14 protein-coding genes are annotated in these 17,762 nt (G+C 72.1%); 7 read left to right on the plus strand and 7 right to left on the minus strand.

The genetic code is table 11. From position 1 onward, the window contains the following. Positions 1-150 precede the first annotated feature (150 nt). From ilvA to IH50_RS0110710, 3 genes are all read left to right on the plus strand, one after another. Positions 151-1,380: a threonine ammonia-lyase gene (ilvA, locus tag IH50_RS0110700; RefSeq protein WP_030859816.1), complete on the plus strand. Its 1,230-nt coding sequence runs from the start codon at positions 151-153 to the stop codon at positions 1,378-1,380. Between the two features lie 183 nt (positions 1,381-1,563). Further along, positions 1,564-2,556 carry a daunorubicin resistance protein DrrA family ABC transporter ATP-binding protein gene (locus IH50_RS0110705; protein ID WP_030859819.1) on the plus strand — a complete coding sequence of 331 codons (993 nt, stop codon included), beginning with the start codon at positions 1,564-1,566 and terminating at the stop codon, positions 2,554-2,556. Beyond that, positions 2,553-3,401 (plus strand): ABC transporter permease, encoded by an 849-nt coding sequence (locus IH50_RS0110710; protein WP_030859821.1) that lies wholly within the window; start codon positions 2,553-2,555, stop codon positions 3,399-3,401. The genes IH50_RS0110705 and IH50_RS0110710 overlap by 4 nt, the downstream gene beginning before the upstream one ends. Before the next feature lie 57 nt (positions 3,402-3,458). On the opposite strand, the gene greA is transcribed toward IH50_RS0110710, so the two are convergent. Together greA and IH50_RS0110720 are read right to left on the minus strand one after the other, a co-directional pair. Continuing rightward, positions 3,459-3,956: a transcription elongation factor GreA gene (gene greA / locus IH50_RS0110715; protein ID WP_030859823.1), complete on the minus strand. Its 498-nt coding sequence runs from the start codon at positions 3,954-3,956 to the stop codon at positions 3,459-3,461. Between the two features lie 168 nt (positions 3,957-4,124). Then, positions 4,125-4,523 (minus strand): DUF4307 domain-containing protein, encoded by a 399-nt coding sequence (locus tag IH50_RS0110720; RefSeq protein WP_030859825.1) that lies wholly within the window; start codon positions 4,521-4,523, stop codon positions 4,125-4,127. Between the two features lie 148 nt (positions 4,524-4,671). Here IH50_RS0110720 and mca point away from each other — a divergent pair, with 148 nt between their 5' ends. Both mca and IH50_RS0110730 read left to right on the plus strand, forming a co-directional pair. Further along, positions 4,672-5,553 carry a mycothiol conjugate amidase Mca gene (gene mca / locus IH50_RS0110725; RefSeq protein ID WP_030859827.1) on the plus strand — a complete coding sequence of 294 codons (882 nt, stop codon included), beginning with the start codon at positions 4,672-4,674 and terminating at the stop codon, positions 5,551-5,553. Continuing rightward, on the plus strand, positions 5,546-5,791 hold the full coding sequence (locus tag IH50_RS0110730) for a hypothetical protein (RefSeq protein ID WP_037872263.1): 246 nt from the start codon (positions 5,546-5,548) through the stop codon (positions 5,789-5,791). The genes mca and IH50_RS0110730 overlap by 8 nt, the downstream gene beginning before the upstream one ends. A 211-nt stretch (positions 5,792-6,002) precedes the next feature. Here IH50_RS0110730 and IH50_RS0110735 read toward each other — a convergent pair whose 3' ends face one another. Further along, complete coding sequence (locus tag IH50_RS0110735; protein ID WP_030859831.1) at positions 6,003-9,203, minus strand: tetratricopeptide repeat protein; 3,201 nt, start codon at positions 9,201-9,203, stop codon at positions 6,003-6,005. Between the two features lie 150 nt (positions 9,204-9,353). On the opposite strand from IH50_RS0110735, the gene IH50_RS0110740 reads away from it, so the two are divergent. Further along, positions 9,354-11,387 carry a thioredoxin domain-containing protein gene (locus tag IH50_RS0110740; protein ID WP_030859834.1) on the plus strand — a complete coding sequence of 678 codons (2,034 nt, stop codon included), beginning with the start codon at positions 9,354-9,356 and terminating at the stop codon, positions 11,385-11,387. Between the two features lie 411 nt (positions 11,388-11,798). Here IH50_RS0110740 and IH50_RS0110745 read toward each other — a convergent pair whose 3' ends face one another. The 4 genes from IH50_RS0110745 to trhA all read right to left on the minus strand — a co-directional run bounded on the left by IH50_RS0110745 (position 11,799) and on the right by trhA (position 15,611). Further along, complete coding sequence (locus IH50_RS0110745; RefSeq protein ID WP_030859836.1) at positions 11,799-12,530, minus strand: Mut7-C RNAse domain-containing protein; 732 nt, start codon at positions 12,528-12,530, stop codon at positions 11,799-11,801. A 33-nt stretch (positions 12,531-12,563) separates the two neighbouring features. Further along, complete coding sequence (locus IH50_RS0110750; RefSeq protein WP_030859838.1) at positions 12,564-13,208, minus strand: TetR/AcrR family transcriptional regulator; 645 nt, start codon at positions 13,206-13,208, stop codon at positions 12,564-12,566. Further along, positions 13,205-14,767, minus strand: a complete 1,563-nt coding sequence (locus IH50_RS0110755; RefSeq protein WP_030859840.1) for an MFS transporter — start codon at positions 14,765-14,767, stop codon at positions 13,205-13,207. The genes IH50_RS0110750 and IH50_RS0110755 overlap by 4 nt, the downstream gene beginning before the upstream one ends. Positions 14,768-14,897: 130 nt before the next feature. Beyond that, positions 14,898-15,611, minus strand: a complete 714-nt coding sequence (gene trhA, locus IH50_RS0110760) for a PAQR family membrane homeostasis protein TrhA (RefSeq protein ID WP_030859841.1) — start codon at positions 15,609-15,611, stop codon at positions 14,898-14,900. Positions 15,612-15,937: 326 nt separating this feature from the next. On the opposite strand from trhA, the gene IH50_RS0110765 reads away from it, so the two are divergent. Further along, positions 15,938-17,758: a phosphoenolpyruvate carboxykinase (GTP) gene (locus tag IH50_RS0110765; RefSeq protein ID WP_030859842.1), complete on the plus strand. Its 1,821-nt coding sequence runs from the start codon at positions 15,938-15,940 to the stop codon at positions 17,756-17,758. Positions 17,759-17,762 lie beyond the last annotated feature (4 nt).

Below are 17,762 nucleotides of genomic sequence, written 5' to 3' on the forward strand. Positions count from 1 at the left end.
GGGCATGGCCGGGGGCTCACTTCGTGAAGGGCTGCTAATTGGGGGACAGGGTACGCGGCCGGACGTCGGCCCGTACCGGCGCTGCGCAAAGCCGAGTCCGCGGATTGGTCACCCCGGTCGCCGCCGGCGGCGAACTGCGATGCTGGAGTCATGAGCCACAGCACGGCCGGATCCCTGCGGGCCGTCACTCTCGACGATGTGCGCGGCGCCCGGAAGATGCTCTCGGGCGTGGCACGGACGACCGCGCTGGAGGGCAGCAGGTACCTGTCCCGGCGGGTGGGCGCACCGGTGCACCTGAAGTGCGAGAACCTGCAGCGGACGGGGTCGTTCAAGCTGCGCGGCGCGTACGTCCGGATCGCCGGGCTGCTGCCCGAGGAGCGGGCCGCCGGCGTCGTCGCGGCGAGCGCCGGCAACCACGCGCAGGGCGTCGCGCTGGCGTCGTCGCTGCTCGGGGTGCGGTCCACGGTCTTCATGCCGAAGGGCGCCCCGCTGCCGAAGATCAGCGCGACCCGGGAGTACGGCGCCGAGGTGCGCCTGGAGGGCCAGGTGGTCGACGAGACGCTGGCCGCGGCGATGGAGTACGCCCACCGGACGGGCGCCGTGTTCATCCACCCCTTCGACCACCCGGATGTCATCGCGGGCCAGGGCACGGTGGGCCTGGAGATCCTGGACCAGTGCCCCGAGGTGCGCACGATCGTCGTCGGGGTCGGTGGGGGCGGGCTGGCCGCCGGGATCGCGGTCGCGGTGAAGGAGCTGCGGCCCGATGTGCGGATCGTCGGCGTGCAGGCGGCGGGCGCGGCGGCGTATCCGCCCTCGCTGGCGGCCGGGCGTCCGGTGGCGGTGCGCGACCCGGTGACGATGGCCGACGGGATCAAGGTGGGGCGGCCCGGTGACGTGCCGTTCGGGATCGTCGGCGAGCTGGTGGACGAGGTGTGCACGGTCACCGAGGACGAGCTGTCGGCCGCGCTGCTGCTCTGCCTGGAGCGGGCCAAGCTGGTCGTCGAGCCGGCCGGGGCGAGTCCGGTCGCGGCGCTGCTGAGCCGGCCCGGTGCCTTCGAGGGGCCGGTCGTCGCGGTGCTGTCCGGCGGCAACGTGGACCCGGTGCTGATGGAGCGGGTGCTGCGGCACGGCATGGCCGCGCAGGGCCGCTACCTGGCCGTACGGCTGCGCCTGACGGACCGGCCGGGCGCGCTCGCCTCGCTTCTGGGGGCGTTGTCAGTGGCGGACGCCAACGTCCTCGACGTGAGCCATGTACGGACCGACCCACGGCTCGGGCTCACGGAGGCGGAGGTCGAGCTGCACCTGGAGACCAAGGGCCCGGAGCACTGCGCGGAGGTCAACAGGGCTCTGAGCGAGGCGGGTTACACGGTCATGGGCTGACGCCCGGCGGGGTGTCACTCCTTCGGGTGACTCCATTGTGAGACGCGATACATCGCGTTATTGTGTGTCCTGCCGCCGGGTGGCCGCCGTCCGTCCCGCCGCCCGCGCCCGGCGAAAAATCCGAGCACACCACAGCGCGCAAACCTAGGCTTTCCGAAGAATCACGATGACGTGGAGACTCATATGCCAGGCGCCATCTATGCCGAAGGTCTGGTCAAGACCTTCGGGAACGTAAGGGCACTGGACGGCGTCGACCTGGAGGTCCCCGAGGGCACCGTCCTGGGCCTGCTCGGGCCCAACGGCGCGGGGAAGACCACCACCGTCCGCTGCCTGACCACCCTGCTGCGGCCCGACAGCGGCAAGGCGGTCGTCGCCGGCCTCGACGTGCTGAAACAGCCCGACGCCGTACGCCGCTCCATCGGCCTGTCCGGCCAGTTCGCCGCCGTCGACGAGTACCTGACCGGCCGCGAGAACCTGCGGATGGTCGGACAGCTCTACCAGTTGAAGGCGAAGGCGGCGAAGGCCCGCGCGGACGAACTGCTGGAGCAGTTCCACCTCGCGGACGCCGCCGACCGCACCGCCAAGACCTACTCCGGGGGCATGCGCCGCCGCCTCGACCTCGCCGCCGCCCTGGTCGTCTCACCGCCCGTGATGTTCATGGACGAGCCGACCACCGGCCTCGACCCACGCAATCGCCAGCAGTTGTGGGAGGTGATCAAACAGCTCGTCTCCGACGGTACGACCCTGCTGCTCACCACCCAGTACCTGGAGGAGGCCGACCACCTCGCGCACGACATCGCGGTCGTCGACCACGGCAAGGTCATCGCCCAGGGGACCTCCGACCAGCTCAAGGCCCGCACCGGCGGCGAACGCGTCGAGGTCGTGGTGCACGAACGCGAGCACATCCGGTCGGCGTCCGCCCTCCTCGACAAGTACAGCCTGCGCGGCGCCGGCCAGGGCGACACCACGGTCGAGGACCACATGCGCAAGATCACCACACCGGTCTCCGGCGGCGCCAAGCTCCTCGCCGAGATCATCCGTGACCTCGACACCGAAGGCATCGAGATCGACGACATCGGCCTGCGCCGCCCCACCCTCGACGACGTCTTCCTCTCCCTCACCGGCCACGTCGCGGAGGCCAAGGACGACGAGGACACCAAGGAGACCGCGAAATGAGCGCCGTCACCGACACCGTCCGGATCACGGCCCCCGGCAACCCCATCGGCCGGTCGATCCGGGACTCCCTGGTCGTCGCCCGCAGGAATCTGATCCGCATGGCCCGGATTCCCGAGATGCTCATCTTCGGGCTGTTCCAGCCCATCATGTTCGTGGTGCTGTTCACCTACGTGTTCGGCGGCTCGATCCAGGTCGGCTCGTCCAGCTCCACCCAGGCCTACCGCGAGTTCCTGATGGCCGGCATCTTCGCCCAGACCGTCACGTTCGCCACGGCGGGAGCGGGGGCGGGCATCGCCGACGACATGCACAAGGGACTCATCGACCGCTTCCGCTCCCTGCCGATGTCACGGGGCGCGGTGCTGACCGGCCGCACCATGGCCGACCTGGTGCAGACGGCGCTCACCCTCGTCGTGCTGGCGGTCGTCGCCGTGCTCGTCGGCTGGCGCACGCACGAGAATTTCGGCAAGGTGCTCGTCGGATTCGGCCTGCTCCTGCTGCTGGGGTACGCGTTCTCCTGGATCGGCGCACTCATCGGCCTGTCCGTGCGCACTCCCGAAGCGGCGACCTCGGGCGGCTTGATCTGGCTGTTTCCGCTGACGTTCATCTCGAACGCGTTCGTGGACGCGAACCAGATGCCGTCCTTCCTCCGGCACATCGCGGAGTGGAACCCGTTCAGCGCCACCGTGCAGGCATGCCGTGAGATGTTCGGCAACCTTCCCCCGGGCTTCCGGACACCCGACGCGTGGCCCATGCAGCACCCCGTCTGGGCCTCGTTGATCTGGTCGGTCCTGATCATCGCGTTCTTCCGGACGCTCGCCGTGCGCAAGTACCGCTCGGCGGCATGACGAAGCCCCCGGCACCGCAAGGGTGCCGGGGGCCCGTCGGGGACTCGCGGGGGCCGGTCAGCCGTTGTACGGCTTCGCCTCCAGGATCTTCACCGAGGCCTTCTTGCCGTTCGGCAGCTCGTACTCCGCGTCCTCACCGACCTTGTGGCCGATGACGCCCGAGCCGAGCGGGGACTGCGGCGAGTAGGTCTCGATGTCGGCGCTCGCGTACTCGCGGGAGGCGAGCAGGAAGGACAGCGTGTCGTCCTCGTCGCCGTCGAAGGCGATGGTCACGACCATGCCGGGCGCCACCACGCCGTCGGCCGCCGGGGCCTCGCCGACCTTGGCGTTCTCGAGGAGCTGGGTCAGCTGGCGCACACGGAGCTCCTGCTTGCCCTGCTCCTCCTTGGCCGCGTGGTACCCGCCGTTCTCCCGCAGGTCGCCCTCCTCGCGCGCGGCGGCGATCTTCGCGGCGATCTCCGTGCGCGCGGGACCAGTAAGGTACGCAAGCTCGTCCTTGAGCTTGTTGTACGCCTCCTGGGTCAGCCAGGTGACGTTCTCGCTGGTCTGGGTCACAGGTGCTCCTCGTAGGTACTGGGAATACAAAGCATCGCCCTACCCAGAAGGATGTTCCTCCAGGGATGGGCGAAACCACGAGCCTAACAATTGAGTGCCCGCAGGGGGAGGACATAAGCCACCTGACTCATATCAGCGCAGGTCAGTGGCCGGGTATTCCCCGCTGTGTCAGTTCGTGTGGCAGCCGATGAGCTCGGCCGAGGTGCCCTGGGAGGTGGTGCGGAGTGTGACGACCTGGTCGACGCGCGTGGCGTCCTCGCCGAAACGGAAGTCGGCGCGGCCCACCTCGGTGCCGTCCTCGGACTGGGAGCGGACCGTGCAGTAGCCGGCGACACCCGCGTCCTTGTGCACCTCCAGGTGCACCTTCACGGAGTCCTCGGAGGTGTCGAAACCGATCACCTCGGCGCTGATCTCGTTCTGGGCGACGTAGTGGTAGCCGAACCAGCCGATCAGCCCGAGCATCAGCACCGCCAGCACGGCGCCGACGACCTTGAGCGTGCGGTCGGCACGCTCGTCCGAGGAGCGGCCGTAACGGCCCTCGGGCAGCCGCGTGCTCGACGTACTCATGATCGTCTCCTCGGCAGGAAGGGACCGTTGTCCCCGGGCGGGCCCCGGAGCGCGGACTCCGGAATTTTTCGTCCCCCGATTCGGTCACTATAGAAGCCTGCGACCGGGCCGCCGCACTGAGGGCGCCTACCGACTTGAGGATTGAGTCTTGACTGACCAGCTGCGACTGATGGCCGTGCACGCCCACCCCGACGACGAGTCGAGCAAGGGCGCGGCCACCATGGCGAAGTACGTGTCCGAGGGGGTGGACGTGCTGGTGGTGACCTGCACGGGCGGGGAGCGCGGCTCCATCCTCAACCCGAAACTGCAGGGCGACGCGTACATCGAGGAGCACATCCACGAGGTGCGCAAGAAGGAGATGGACGAGGCCCGCGAGATCCTCGGGGTCAAGCAGGAGTGGCTGGGCTTCGTCGACTCCGGGCTGCCCGAGGGCGACCCGCTGCCGCCGCTGCCGGAGGGCTGCTTCGCCCTGGAGGACGTCGACAAGGCGGCCGGTGAGCTGGTGCGGAAGATCCGCTCCTTCCGTCCCCAGGTGATCACCACCTATGACGAGAACGGCGGCTACCCGCACCCCGACCACATCATGACCCACAAGATCACGATGGTGGCGTTCGAGGGGGCGGCGGACACCGCGAAGTACCCGGAGGGCGAGTACGGCCCGGCGTACCAGCCGCTGAAGGTGTACTACAACCAGGGGTTCAACCGTCCCCGCACCGAGGCGCTGCACCAGGCGATGCTGGACCGCGGCCTGGAGTCGCCGTACGGGGACTGGCTGAAGCGCTGGAGCGAGTTCGAGCGCAAGGAGCGCACGCTCACCACGCACGTGCCGTGCGCCGACTTCTTCGAGATCCGCGACAAGGCGCTGATCGCGCACGCGACGCAGATCGACCCCGACGGGGGCTGGTTCCGGGTGCCGATGGACCTCCAGCGGGAGGTCTGGCCGACGGAGGAGTACGAGCTGGCGAAGTCCCTCGTCGATACCTCCCTCCCCGAGGACGACCTCTTCGCGGGCATCCGGGACAATGCCTGACATGAGCGCAAGCGCAAGCCTGGCAATGACCCACCTGGTGCCTCTGGCCAAGGAACTCGACGAGGACAAGGTGACCCCCGGTGTTCTCGGGTTCGTCGTGTTCGCGGTGATGGCTCTGGCGGTGTGGGCCCTGATGAAGTCCATGAACCGCCACATGGGCCGCGTCGACTTCACCGAGTCCGAGGAGTCCGGGGCGGAGAGGTCCGGGGCGACGGCCGCCGCCGAGAAGCGGGGCTGAGCAGGTACGGCCCTCCGCATCCGCTGGAGGGCCGCACAGCCGTGTGATCCGGGCACCCGGTGCCGGGGCGGGTGACGCAGCCCGGCGCCGGCGGGGTGAGGTCGCGCCCCCTTGTGCCGCCCTGGGGGACCTCCCAGGCCCTTGAGGCACTGGGGGAGACACGACTGCCCGCGGAAGCGGTGGCAGTGGTGTGACTGCCCGCGGGAGCGGGTCACGCCTTCTCGTCCACCGGTACGCCCATCACCTCCCGGGCGTGGCGGCCGGGGACCATGCCCAGGTGCCAGGCCTGCCAGCCCGCCTCCAGGCTGACGCCCCGCTCCAGGAGGAGCTGGTACGCCTCCACGCAGTCGGCCAGTTTCCCGTCGCGCGAGGCGTGGCCGGCCCGGCCCAGCCGGGACAGCTCCTCCTGCGCCACCGCCGTACCGACCTCCGTACCGCCCGGCGCCGCGTACGGCAGCAGCGTGCAGCGCAGGAAGCGCGCCCAGTCCTCGCCGCGCCGGTCGCCGTACGACACGAACAGCGACACCGCCTCGTCGCACAGCGCCAGCGCCTGCTGCGTGCGCGCGTTGCCCGCGTCGACGACCGCCAGCTCCAGGCAGGACCACGCCTCCCCGTGCGCCACCCCGATGCGCTGGAAGTCGGCGCGCGCGTCCACCAGGAGCTGCCGGGCGAACCCGGAGTTGCGCAGCGACCCCGTCCGGGCCGCCCGCTGGTCCCGGGTCACCCGCGCCGAGTGGTGCCGGGCGCAGGCCAGGCCGTACACGTCCCGCATCCGGGAGAACATCGTGCGGGCGCGTTCCAGCTCCCGCACCGCCCGGTCCAGGTCACCGGTCTCCTCCAGCGCCTGGCCCAGGTAGTACAGCGTCCACGCCTCGCCCCGCGCGTCCTCGTTGTCCCGGTGCCGGGCGGCGGCCCGGCGCAGGTCCTCCACCGCCGGTGAGGCGTCCCCGTCGACCAGCCGGGCCCGCGCCAGCTCGGTCAGCGCCCACGCCTCACCGCGGGCGTCACGGGTCCGGCCGTACAGCTCCAGGGCGGTGCGCAGCTCGGCCTCGGCGCGCGGCACGTCGTCCGTCCGCAGGTGCAGCTGCCCGAGCTGGAAGTGCGCCCACGCCTGCCCGTGCACCGACTCGCCCGCGCGGTGCAGCACCAGCGACTCGGTGAGCAGCTCCAGCGCCTCGGCCAGCCGCGCCCGGTCCCGCTCCACCGCCGCCAGCGCGTGCATCGTCCAGGCGCGGTCGGTGGCCAGCCCGGGCGCGGCCTGCAGCTCCAGCGCCTCCCGCAGCCTCGCCGACGCCTCCGTCAGGTTGCCCTGGTGGTGCAGGGTGATGCCCAGCGAGGTCAGCGCCCGCGCCGCGCCCGCGTCGTGCCGCGACTCCCGGTACAGGTCCACCACCGACGTCAGCGTGGTCCGCGCCGTGTCCAGCTCGCCCAGCTGCCGTGCCGCGATACCGGTGCGCCACTGCACGGAGCGCACCAGCAGCCCCTCGTCCACGGCCTGCGCCAGCTCGTTGATCTCACCCAGCCGGTACAGGTCGCCGCGCAGCAGGCAGTAGTCGCACAGCGCGCCGAGCAGGTTCAGCACCACCCGCCGGTCCACGCCCTCCGCGTGCCGCAGCGCCGCCGTGATGAAGCTCGACTCGTCGTCCAGCCAGCGCAGCGCCTCGTCCAGCGAGGTGAAGCCGTACGGGCTGAAACGGTCGGAGCGGGTCGACATGTTGCCGTCGACCAGCCGCAGCACCGAGTCGGCCAGCTCGGCGTAGTTCACGATCAGCCGCTCCTGCGCGGCCGCGCGCTCGGCGGGTTCCTCCTCGTCGAGGAGCCGGGCGAGGGCGAAGGCGCGGACGAGGTCGTGCAGCCGGTAGCGGCTGTGCCGTACGCGGTCGATCAGACCGGCGCGGTGCAGCGCGACCAGGTGCCGGGACGCCTCGGCCTCGTCGGTGGAGAGGAGGGCCGCCGCCGCGGCGGCGCCCAGGGAGGCCCGGCCGGCCAGGGCGAGCCGCCGCAGCAGCCGCCGCAGGGTCTCCGGCTGGTCGGTGTAGCGCAGCCACAGCGCCCGCTCGACCGGCTCGACGGGCCCGTACGCGTCCAGGCCGGCGGCGAGCGCGAGGGGAGAGCGGGGGCCCAGAGCCGCACCGGCCATCCGCAGCGCCAGCGGCAGGCCCCCGCACAGCTCCCGCACCCGCTCGGCGGAATCGGCGTCGTAGGGCCCCGAGGAGTCCTGCGCGGCGGCCGCGAGCAGCTCCTCCGCACCGGCCGCGTCCAGCGGCTCCACCGGGAGCTGATGGACCCGGGCCGGCAGATCGTCCGGCAGCCCGAGCGGCGCGCGGGAGGTGACCAGGACCAGGCTGTCGGACCGTTCCGGTATCAGTGTGCGCACCTGCTGCGGATCGGAGGCGTCGTCCAGCACCACCGTCACCGGCATCCCGGTCAGATGCTGGTGGTACAGCTCGCTCAGCCGCCTGACCTGCTGGTCGGGGGAGGACCGCTCACGGAACAGCAGCTGCTCGCGGGGCGCCCCGAGCCGGTTCAGCAGGTGCAGCAGCGCGTCCCGGGTGGACAGCGGGGGCTCGCCGGGGCTGTCGCCGCGCAGGTCGACGACGCAGGCGCCGCGGAAGTGGTCCTTCAGGTCGTGCGCGGCGCGCACCGCGAGCGTCGTACGGCCGCTGCCGGACGCCCCGTGCAGCACGACCACCGTCGGCCGGGTCTCCGTGGTCGCGCGGGCCGCCCGCACCCACTGCCGGATGCGCTCCATCTCCCGCCGCCGTCCCGCGAACGGGCCCAGCGGCTCCGGGAGCTGCCCGAACGACTGCTCCAGCACGCTCCGCCCGCGGGCGGCCGCGCTCTTGTCGGTGCCGCGCAGCCGGGGCCCCGCCTGCTTCGGCCCGGTGGACGCGGCCAGCACCCGCTGCTGGTCCAGGAACGGGCGGATCCCCCGTACCTCCAGTGCCGTCAGCCACTGCAGCCGCAACTGCTGCGGCCCGCCCGGCTGGCCCACCGCGCCGGCCCGGTGGTGTGCGGCGGGCAGATGCGTGCCGGCCACCTTCACCACCGTCGCCGCCGCGCCGGCGACCCCGACGGTCACGCCCGCGCCCAGCGCCGTCCCGGTGCCCGTCCCGAGCGCCATGTCGGCGACCACGGCCGCGATCCCCGCGACCCCGGCCACCAGCAGCGGGGTCCCGGTGCCCTCGCGGGCGTAACGCTGCCGGAAGGTGAGCTGTCCGGCCTCCGCCTCGTCCAGGGCGCGGGTGTACGCCTCGTACTCCTCGGCCGCCGCCCGCGCCATCGTGTCCAGTGCCCCGCGCGCCCGCGCGAGCAGCACCTTGCCGTCGGTGCGCCCGCCCGACCGGCGCACCTCCTCCTCCACGGCCCGCGCCAACAGCCGCTCGGCGTCCGCCCGTTGAGCGTCCCGCATCCGCTGTCCCCCTCCGGTGGCGTCGGCCGGTCCCGGCCGCGTTCCCCGGCCACAAGTGTGGCGTGCGGGGGCCGTCGTGGGGAGAGGGCCGGATCCTCCCGGCTGTGTGCTGCCGGGCTCCGGGGCGGGTACTGCGGCAGGATGGACACCATGCCGAACCGACTGGCCCATGAGACCTCCCCTTACCTGCTGCAGCACGCCGACAACCCGGTCGACTGGTGGCCGTGGTCCCCGGAGGCGTTCGAGGAGGCGCGGCGGCGGCAGGTGCCGGTGCTGCTGAGCGTCGGCTACTCGAGCTGCCACTGGTGCCATGTGATGGCGCACGAGTCCTTCGAGGACCGGGCCACCGCCGACGAGATGAACGCGCACTTCGTCAGCGTCAAGGTGGACCGCGAGGAGCGCCCGGACGTCGACGCCGTCTACATGGAGGCGGTGCAGGCGGCGACCGGGCAGGGCGGCTGGCCCATGACCGTGTTCCTCACCCCGGACGCGGAGCCGTTCTACTTCGGTACGTACTTCCCGCCCGCCCCCCGGCACGGCATGCCCTCCTTCCGGCAGGTGCTCCAGGGCGTCCACCAGGCGTGGGACGAGCGGCGCGGCGAGGTCGACGAGGTGGCCGGGAAGATCGCCCGGGATCTGGCGGGGCGGGAGCTGTCCTACGGCGACGACCAGGTGCCCGGCGAGCAGGAGCTCTCCCAGGCGCTGCTCGGGCTGACCAGGGAGTACGACCCGCAGCGGGGCGGGTTCGGCGGGGCGCCGAAGTTCCCGCCGTCCATGGTGCTGGAGTTCCTGCTGCGCCACCACGCCCGCACCGGCGCCGAGGGCGCGCTGCAGATGGCGGCGGACACCTGCGAGCGCATGGCGCGCGGCGGGATCTACGACCAGCTCGGCGGCGGCTTCGCCCGGTACTCCGTCGACCGCGACTGGATCGTGCCGCACTTCGAGAAGATGCTCTACGACAACGCCCTGCTGTGCCGGGTCTACGCCCATCTGTGGCGGGCCACCGGTTCGGAGCTCGCCCGCCGGGTCGCGCTGGAGACCGCCGACTTCATGGTCCGCGAACTGCGCACTTCCGAGGGCGGGTTCGCGTCCGCGCTGGACGCCGACAGTGACGACGGCACGGGGCGCCATGTCGAGGGTGCGTACTACGTCTGGACGCCCGCGCGGTTGCGTGAGGTCCTCGGGGACGAGGACGCGGAACTCGCCGCGCGGTACTTCGGGGTGACCGTGGAGGGCACCTTCGAGGAGGGCGCCTCGGTGCTGCAACTCCCGCAGCGCGAGGAGGTGTTCGACGCCGGGCGGATCGACGGCATCAGGGAGCGGCTGTTCGCGGCGCGCTCCGCCCGGCCCGCGCCCGGCCGGGACGACAAGGTGGTCGCCGCCTGGAACGGCCTCGCGATCGCCGCGCTCGCCGAGACCGGCGCCTACTTCGGCCGGCCGGACCTCGTCGAGGCCGCCGTCGCCGCCGGTGACCTGCTGGTCCGGCTGCACCTGGACGACCGGGCCCGCATCGCCCGCACCAGCAAGGACGGCCGCGCCGGGGCCAACGCGGGGGTGCTGGAGGACTACGCCGATGTCGCCGAGGGCTTCCTGGCGCTGGCGTCGGTGACCGGCGAGGGTGTCTGGCTGGAGTTCGCCGGGCTGCTCCTCGATCATGTCCTGGCCCGCTTCACCGACCCCGGATCGGGCGCCCTGTACGACACGGCGTCCGACGCGGAGCGCCTCATCCGGCGTCCGCAGGACCCGACCGACAACGCCGCCCCGTCCGGCTGGACCGCTGCCGCGGGCGCCCTGCTGGGTTATGCCGCGCACACCGGTTCCGAGCCGCACCGCACCGCCGCCGAACGGGCGCTGGGCGTGGTGAAGGCGCTCGGCCCGCGCGTCCCGCGGTTCATCGGGTGGGGGCTCGCGGTCGCCGAGGCCGCACTGGACGGGCCGCGGGAGGTCGCGGTGGTCGGCCCGGCGCTCGACGACCCGGCCACGGCCGCCCTGCACCGCACGGCGCTCCTGGGTTCCGCGCCCGGCGCGGTGGTCGCCGCCGGCACCCCGGAGAGCGACGAGTTCCCGCTGCTCGCCGACCGTCCGCTGGTCCAGGGCGGACCGGCGGCCTACGTCTGCCGCAACTTCACCTGCGACGCGCCGACGACCGACGCCGGCCGGCTGCGGGCGGCGCTGGGCGGCTGAACCGACGCCGTACCGGCGGTCATGCCGGTGCCGTACCGGTCGCCCGCCGTACCGACCGTCATGCCGGCGCCGTACCGGCTGCCCGTCGGTTCAGCCGTCCGCCGCCCGCAGCCCTCGGCGAGAACCGCGACGGTCCAGCCCGCAGCAGGACAGGAACGGCCCGACGGTGCGCCGAGCACCCTCGCGAGGGCGCTCGGCCGCGCCGGGCCTGCGGTTCTCCGCGCCCCGGTTCCGCGGGTCCGCGCCCTGGGCCTGTGGTTTCCCGCGCCTTGGGTCTGTGGTTCTCCGTGCTTTGGGTCCGTGGGTCCGCGCCCCGGTTCCGTGGGGCCGCGCTCCTGGCCTGTGGTTCCCCCCGCTCCGGGCCCGGGGTTTCCCGCGCCCCGGGCCCGTGGTCCCCGCGGCGTTACCGCGTCAGCCCCGCTCGGCCCGCGACGCGACCGCCCGCTCCACGATCGCGACCAGTTGCTCGTGGTGCGCCCCCTTCCAGTACGCGCGGCCGCACTCCGCGCACTGGGCGAACACGTCGTACGTGCGGTGCGTCCCGCTCCTCAACTGGTCGGCGACCTCGTCCTTGGTGACCTGCCGCAGCAGCCCGTTGCAGGCGGTGCACCGGCTCCACGGCCGCAGCTCGGGACGGAACCGGTCGAGCACGTACGTGAGTTGCTCCTCGGGCCGGGTGCTGTACACGAACGCCCCCGCCCACAGTTCCCGCCGCCGCAGCAGCCCCCGGTCCCGGCTGAGCATCACCCGCCGCTCCGCCGCCGACCGCGCGGCCAGCGCCGGATCGCCGATGTCCGTCGACTCGTACGCCGTGTCCACGCCCAGCAGCCGCAGCCGGCGCGCCAGCGTGCCGAGGTGTACGTCGAGCAGGAAGCGCAGGGGAGCGCCCGGCACCCGCTGGGGGTGTGCGACGGCCCGCACCGTCACCGACTCGCCCGCGGCCGGCACATGGCCGGCCGGCACCTCGCGGCCGTCCACGAGCAGCGCGCCGACCTCGGTCAGCGGGACTCCGAGGGACTCGACGACGTGGCCGAGGGTGGAGACGCCGTCGGTGGCGGCCTTCGTGGCACCGGTGGGCCGTGCCCTGGGGACGAAGAGCAGCAGTTCGGGGGCGAACTCGACGTGGATCTCGGGACCGTTCACCCGGTCAGGATGCCATGGCGCGGGGGCGCGGCCTCAGGTTTTCCCGGCGGCGGACAGACCGTTCTCGAGGACGTCCAGGGCGCGGTCGACCAGGTCGGCCAGGTCGTCGCGGTGGTCGTGCTCGGCCCAGTACTGGGAGGTTTCCATCAGGCCGCCGGTCAGCGACATCGACAGGACCCGCACCTCCAGGCCGTCGGGGTCGAGGCCGGTGCGCCCGGCGATGACGCGGGCGAGCATGCGGCCGGTGGCCGACATGCTCTCCAGCATCCGGGAGCGCACCGCGGGGACCTCGGCCAGCAGCTGTGTCCGCAGCCGGGTCACCTCGCGTTCCTCGCCGACCCCGAGCGCGATGGCCTTGCGCATGACGTGCCGCAGGGAGACCGCCCACGGTTCGTCGGCGGGCCGGGCCGAGAACTCCTCCATGAGGACCGTGTCGTACTCGTCCGTGAGGACGATGTCCTCCTTGGTCGGGAAGTAGCGGAAGACGGTCGACGGCGACACCTCGGCGCGGTCGGCGATCTGCTCGATCGTCGTGGCGTCGTATCCCTGCTCCCGGATCAGCCCGTAGGCCGCGGTGCGGATCGCCTCACGGGTTTTGATCTTCTTCCGCTCCCGCAGGCCCGGCTGCGGGCGGTCGGCGGGGGAGAGGGGGGAGCGTGCGGCCGTCATGCGGATCATTGTCGGGCATCCGTGGGGGGCGTGGCCACGGCCGGTGCGGTGTCCGCTTGTGCCGCCGGCCGGCCGGCCGGCAGGAGCGAGGCCGCCGACAGGGCGGTGACCAGCGCGGCGACGCCGCACACCAGCAGGACGACGCCCATGCCGTGCGCGTACGCGCCGTTCGCGGAGACGGCCAGGTCGGCCGCGCCCGTCCGGTCGGCGACGAGGTGCGCCGCGACCACGGACTCCCCGGCGGTGTCGGCGGCGCCGGGGGGCAGCCCGGTGACGTCGAGCCGGTCGCGGTAGGCGGCGGTGAGCAGGCTGCCCAGCAGGGCGATGCCGATCGCGCCGCCGACCTGGCGCAGCGTCATCAGCAGCCCGGAGCCGCTGCCCGCCCGGTCGGCGGGGAGCGCGGCGAGGGCGCCGTCCATCGCCGGGATCATCGAGAAGCCGAAGCCGATGCCGGTGACCGACAGCCACAGCGCGGTGAAGCCGTAGCCGGAGTCCACCGTCGTACGGCTGCCGAGGACCGCGGCGAAGGCGAGGACCGCCAGGCCCGCGCTCACCACGGTCCGGGGCCCGAACCGGGCGACCAGCGGTTGCGCGGCCCGCGCGGCGACGAGCAGACCGCCCATCATCGGCAGCAGCCGCAGCCCCGTGCCGAAGGCGTCGTGGCCGAGGACGGCCTGGAGGTACGGCGGCAGCACGAACAGCAGGCCCGAGAGCACGAAGGTCACCAGGGTCGCGACGACGCTGTTCAGCAGGAAGCCGCGATGGCCGAGCAGCGTCATGTCCAGCATGGGGCGTACGGCCCGCCGTTCGCGCCGCACCAGAGCGGCGATCAGCAGCAGGGACGCCGCGATCGGGACCAGGACGCGGACGTCGCCCCAGCCGCGTACGGGTGCCTCGATGATCGCGTAGACGAGGGCGCCCAGCCCGGTCGCGGTGAGCGCGGTGGAGACGGTGTCGATCCTGGGGGAGGCCGGGTCGCGCGTCTCGGGGAGCAGGAGGAGGCAGGCGACGACGCCGAGGCCGGCCATCGGCACGTTGATCAGGAAGACCGAGCCCCACCAGAAGTGGTCCAGCAGCCAGCCGCCGATGACCGGGCCGAGCGGCATGCCGAGGGCGGAGGCGGCCGAGATGGCGCCGACGGCCTTGGCGCGTTCGTCCGGTCCGAAGAGCGAGGGCAGTACGGAGAGGGCCAGCGGCATCACCAGGGCGCCGCCGATCCCCATCACCGCGCGGGCCGCGACGACGGTGTCCACGTCCCCGGCCAGGGCGCCGGCCACCGATCCGGCGAGGAAGACCAGCAGCCCGGTCACCAGCATCCGCCGCCGGCCGAACCGGTCGCCGAGCAGTCCGGCGGGGAGCATCAGCGCCGCGAAGACGACGATGTACGCGTCCGCCATCCACTGTTGTTCGCCGGTGGTGGCGCCGAGTTCCGCGGCCATCGTCGGCAGCGCGACGTTGAGGATCGTCAGGTCGAAGCCGAGCACGAGCATGCTCGCGACCAGCGCGCCGAGGGCCCACCAGCGGCGGGGGTCGGGACGCCCGTCGTTCGATTGATTGACAGTAGCCATGATTTGAAAGTAACTCTCAAATCATGGCTACTGTCAATCGATGGTCCGTGTCCGGACTTCGGGCATGCGAGAACGGCCCCGGCTCGTCGAGCCGGGGCCGTTCAGGGGTTCAGGGGTCCTGGGGGGACCGTTACGCGTGCTGGTAGGCCACCAGGGAGATGCCGATGTAGTGGGCGATGAAGGCGGCCAGGGTGAGGGAGTGGAAGACCTCGTGGAAGCCGAACCAGCGCGGTGACGGGTTGGGCTTCTTGAGACCGTAGATCACTCCGCCCACGCTGTAGAGCAGCCCGCCGACGACCACCAGGACGAGTACGGCGATGCCGCCCGTGCGCATGAAGTCCGGCAGGAAGAAGACGGCCGCCCAGCCCATCGCGATGTAGCAGGGCGTGTAGAGCCAGCGGGGGGCGCCGACCCAGAAGACCCGGAAGACGATCCCGGCCGCCGCGGCGGCCCAGATGCCCCACAGCAGCCACCGCCCCTTGGAGTCCGGCAGCAGCAGGATGGTCAGCGGGGTGTAGGTGCCCGCGATGATCAGGAAGATGTTGGCGTGGTCGAGGCGGCGCAGCACCCCGTCCATGCGGGGGCTCCAGTTGCCCCGGTGGTACAGCGCGCTCACGCCGAAGAGCAGGCAGGCCGTGAGGGCGTACACCCCGCAGGCGAGGCGTCCGCGGGCAGAGTCGGCGAAGGCGGTGAGCGCCAGTCCGGCGACCAGGGCGGCGGGGAACATGCCCAGGTGCAGCCAGCCGCGGAGCTTGGGCTTGACCGGATGCGGGAGGGAGGTCGCCACCGGACCGCGGCCGTCGGCCGGCGGGTCCGTGGGCGCGTCGGGGGCGAACGCAGTCATGTCTCGCATCGTACCTACGGAACCGTAAGTTATGCCTCCCGGCGGCCGATTGGGGCCGTCGAGTGGTCATCATCTCACGCCGCCCGGCCGGGGCGGTCACGCAAAGAAATCGTCAGGTGTACCCAACGTGCGCGTAAAGGCCCATGAAAACCGTGGCCATCGTCACGTTGCTCACCTGTGCGGCCCTCTGGACAGATGGGCGCTCCCGTCGGATGATCAAATGAGTGCGGTCGACACCGGATGAGCGCGCAGCGCACCACCGTGCAGCATCCGGGTCGCAGCCCCCACGGGGCCTCCCAACAAAAAACCCTCATCTAGGAGCAAACGTGGCGCGCGACATCGCGGAACCCGGCGTCCCCACCACCCACCAGGGACTGATCTCCTGGGTCGACGAGATCGCAGAGCTGACCCAGCCGGACAACGTGGTCTGGTGCGACGGTTCGGAGGCCGAGTACGAGCGCCTGTGCGAGGAGCTCGTGGCCAAGGGCACGTTCAGGAAACTCGACCCGGTCAAGCGCCCCAACTCCTACTACGCGGCCTCCGACCCCACCGACGTCGCCCGCGTCGAGGACCGGACCTTCATCTGCTCCGAGAAGGAGGAGGACGCCGGCCCGACCAACCACTGGAAGGCCCCCGCCGAGATGCGGGAGATCTTCCAGGGCGAGAAGGGCGTCTTCCGCGGCTCCATGCGCGGCCGCACCCTGTACGTCGTGCCCTTCTGCATGGGCCCGCTCGGCTCGCCGCTGTCCGCCATCGGCGTCGAGATCACCGACTCGGCGTACGTCGCCGTCTCCATGCGCACCATGACCCGGATGGGCCGCCCGGTCCTGGACGAACTCGGCTCCGACGGCTTCTTCGTCAAGGCCGTGCACTCCGTCGGCGCCCCGCTGGAGCCCGGCCAGGAGGACGTCCCCTGGCCCTGCAACAGCACCAAGTACATCTCCCACTTCCCCGAGGACCGCGAGATCTGGTCCTACGGCTCCGGCTACGGCGGCAACGCCCTGCTCGGCAAGAAGTGCTACGCCCTGCGCATCGCCTCCGTCATGGCCCGCGACGAGGGCTGGCTGGCCGAGCACATGCTCATCCTGAAGCTCACCCCGCCCACCGGCGAGTCCAAGTACGTCGCCGCCGCCTTCCCGTCCGCCTGCGGCAAGACCAACCTCGCCATGCTGGAGCCCACGGTCTCCGGCTGGACGGTCGAGACGATCGGCGACGACATCGCCTGGATGCGCTTCGGCGAGGACGGCCGCCTGTACGCCATCAACCCCGAGGCCGGTTTCTTCGGCGTCGCCCCCGGTACGGGTGAGCACACCAACGCCAACGCCATGAAGACCCTGTGGGGCAACTCCGTCTTCACCAACGTCGCCCTCACCGACGACGGCGACGTGTGGTGGGAGGGCATGACCGAGGAGACCCCCACCCACCTCACCGACTGGAGGGGCAACGACTGGACCCCCGAGTCCGGCACCCCCGCCGCCCACCCCAACGCCCGCTTCACCACCCCGGCCGCGCAGTGCCCGATCATCGCGCCCGAGTGGGAGGACCCCAAGGGCGTGCCGATCTCCGCGATTCTCTTCGGCGGGCGCCGCGCCAGCGCCGTACCGCTGGTGACGGAGTCCTTCGACTGGAACCACGGCGTCTTCCTCGGCGCCAACGTGGCCAGCGAGAAGACCGCCGCCGCCGAGGGCAAGGTCGGCGAGCTGCGCCGCGACCCGTTCGCCATGCTGCCGTTCTGCGGCTACAACATGGGCGACTACATGGCGCACTGGATCGACGTGGCCAAGGACAAGGACCCGTCCAAGCTGCCGAGGATCTACTACGTCAACTGGTTCCGCAAGAACGACGAGGGCCGGTTCGTCTGGCCCGGCTTCGGTGAGAACTCCCGCGTCCTGAAGTGGATCGTGGAGCGCCTGGAGGGCCGCGCGGAGGGCGTCGAGACCCCGATCGGCGTGCTGCCGGCCAAGGGCGCGCTGGACACCGAGGGGCTGGACCTTTCCGAGGCCGACCTGGACTTCCTGCTCACCGTCGACAAGGAGGTGTGGCGCGAGGAGGCCGCCCTGGTCCCCGAGCACCTGAACACCTTCGGCGACCACACGCCCAAGGAACTGTGGGACCAGTACCACGCGCTGGTGAAGCGCCTGGGCTGACGCC

Source organism: Streptomyces sp. NRRL S-37, from assembly GCF_000721605.1.
GTDB lineage: Bacteria > Actinomycetota > Actinomycetes > Streptomycetales > Streptomycetaceae > Streptomyces.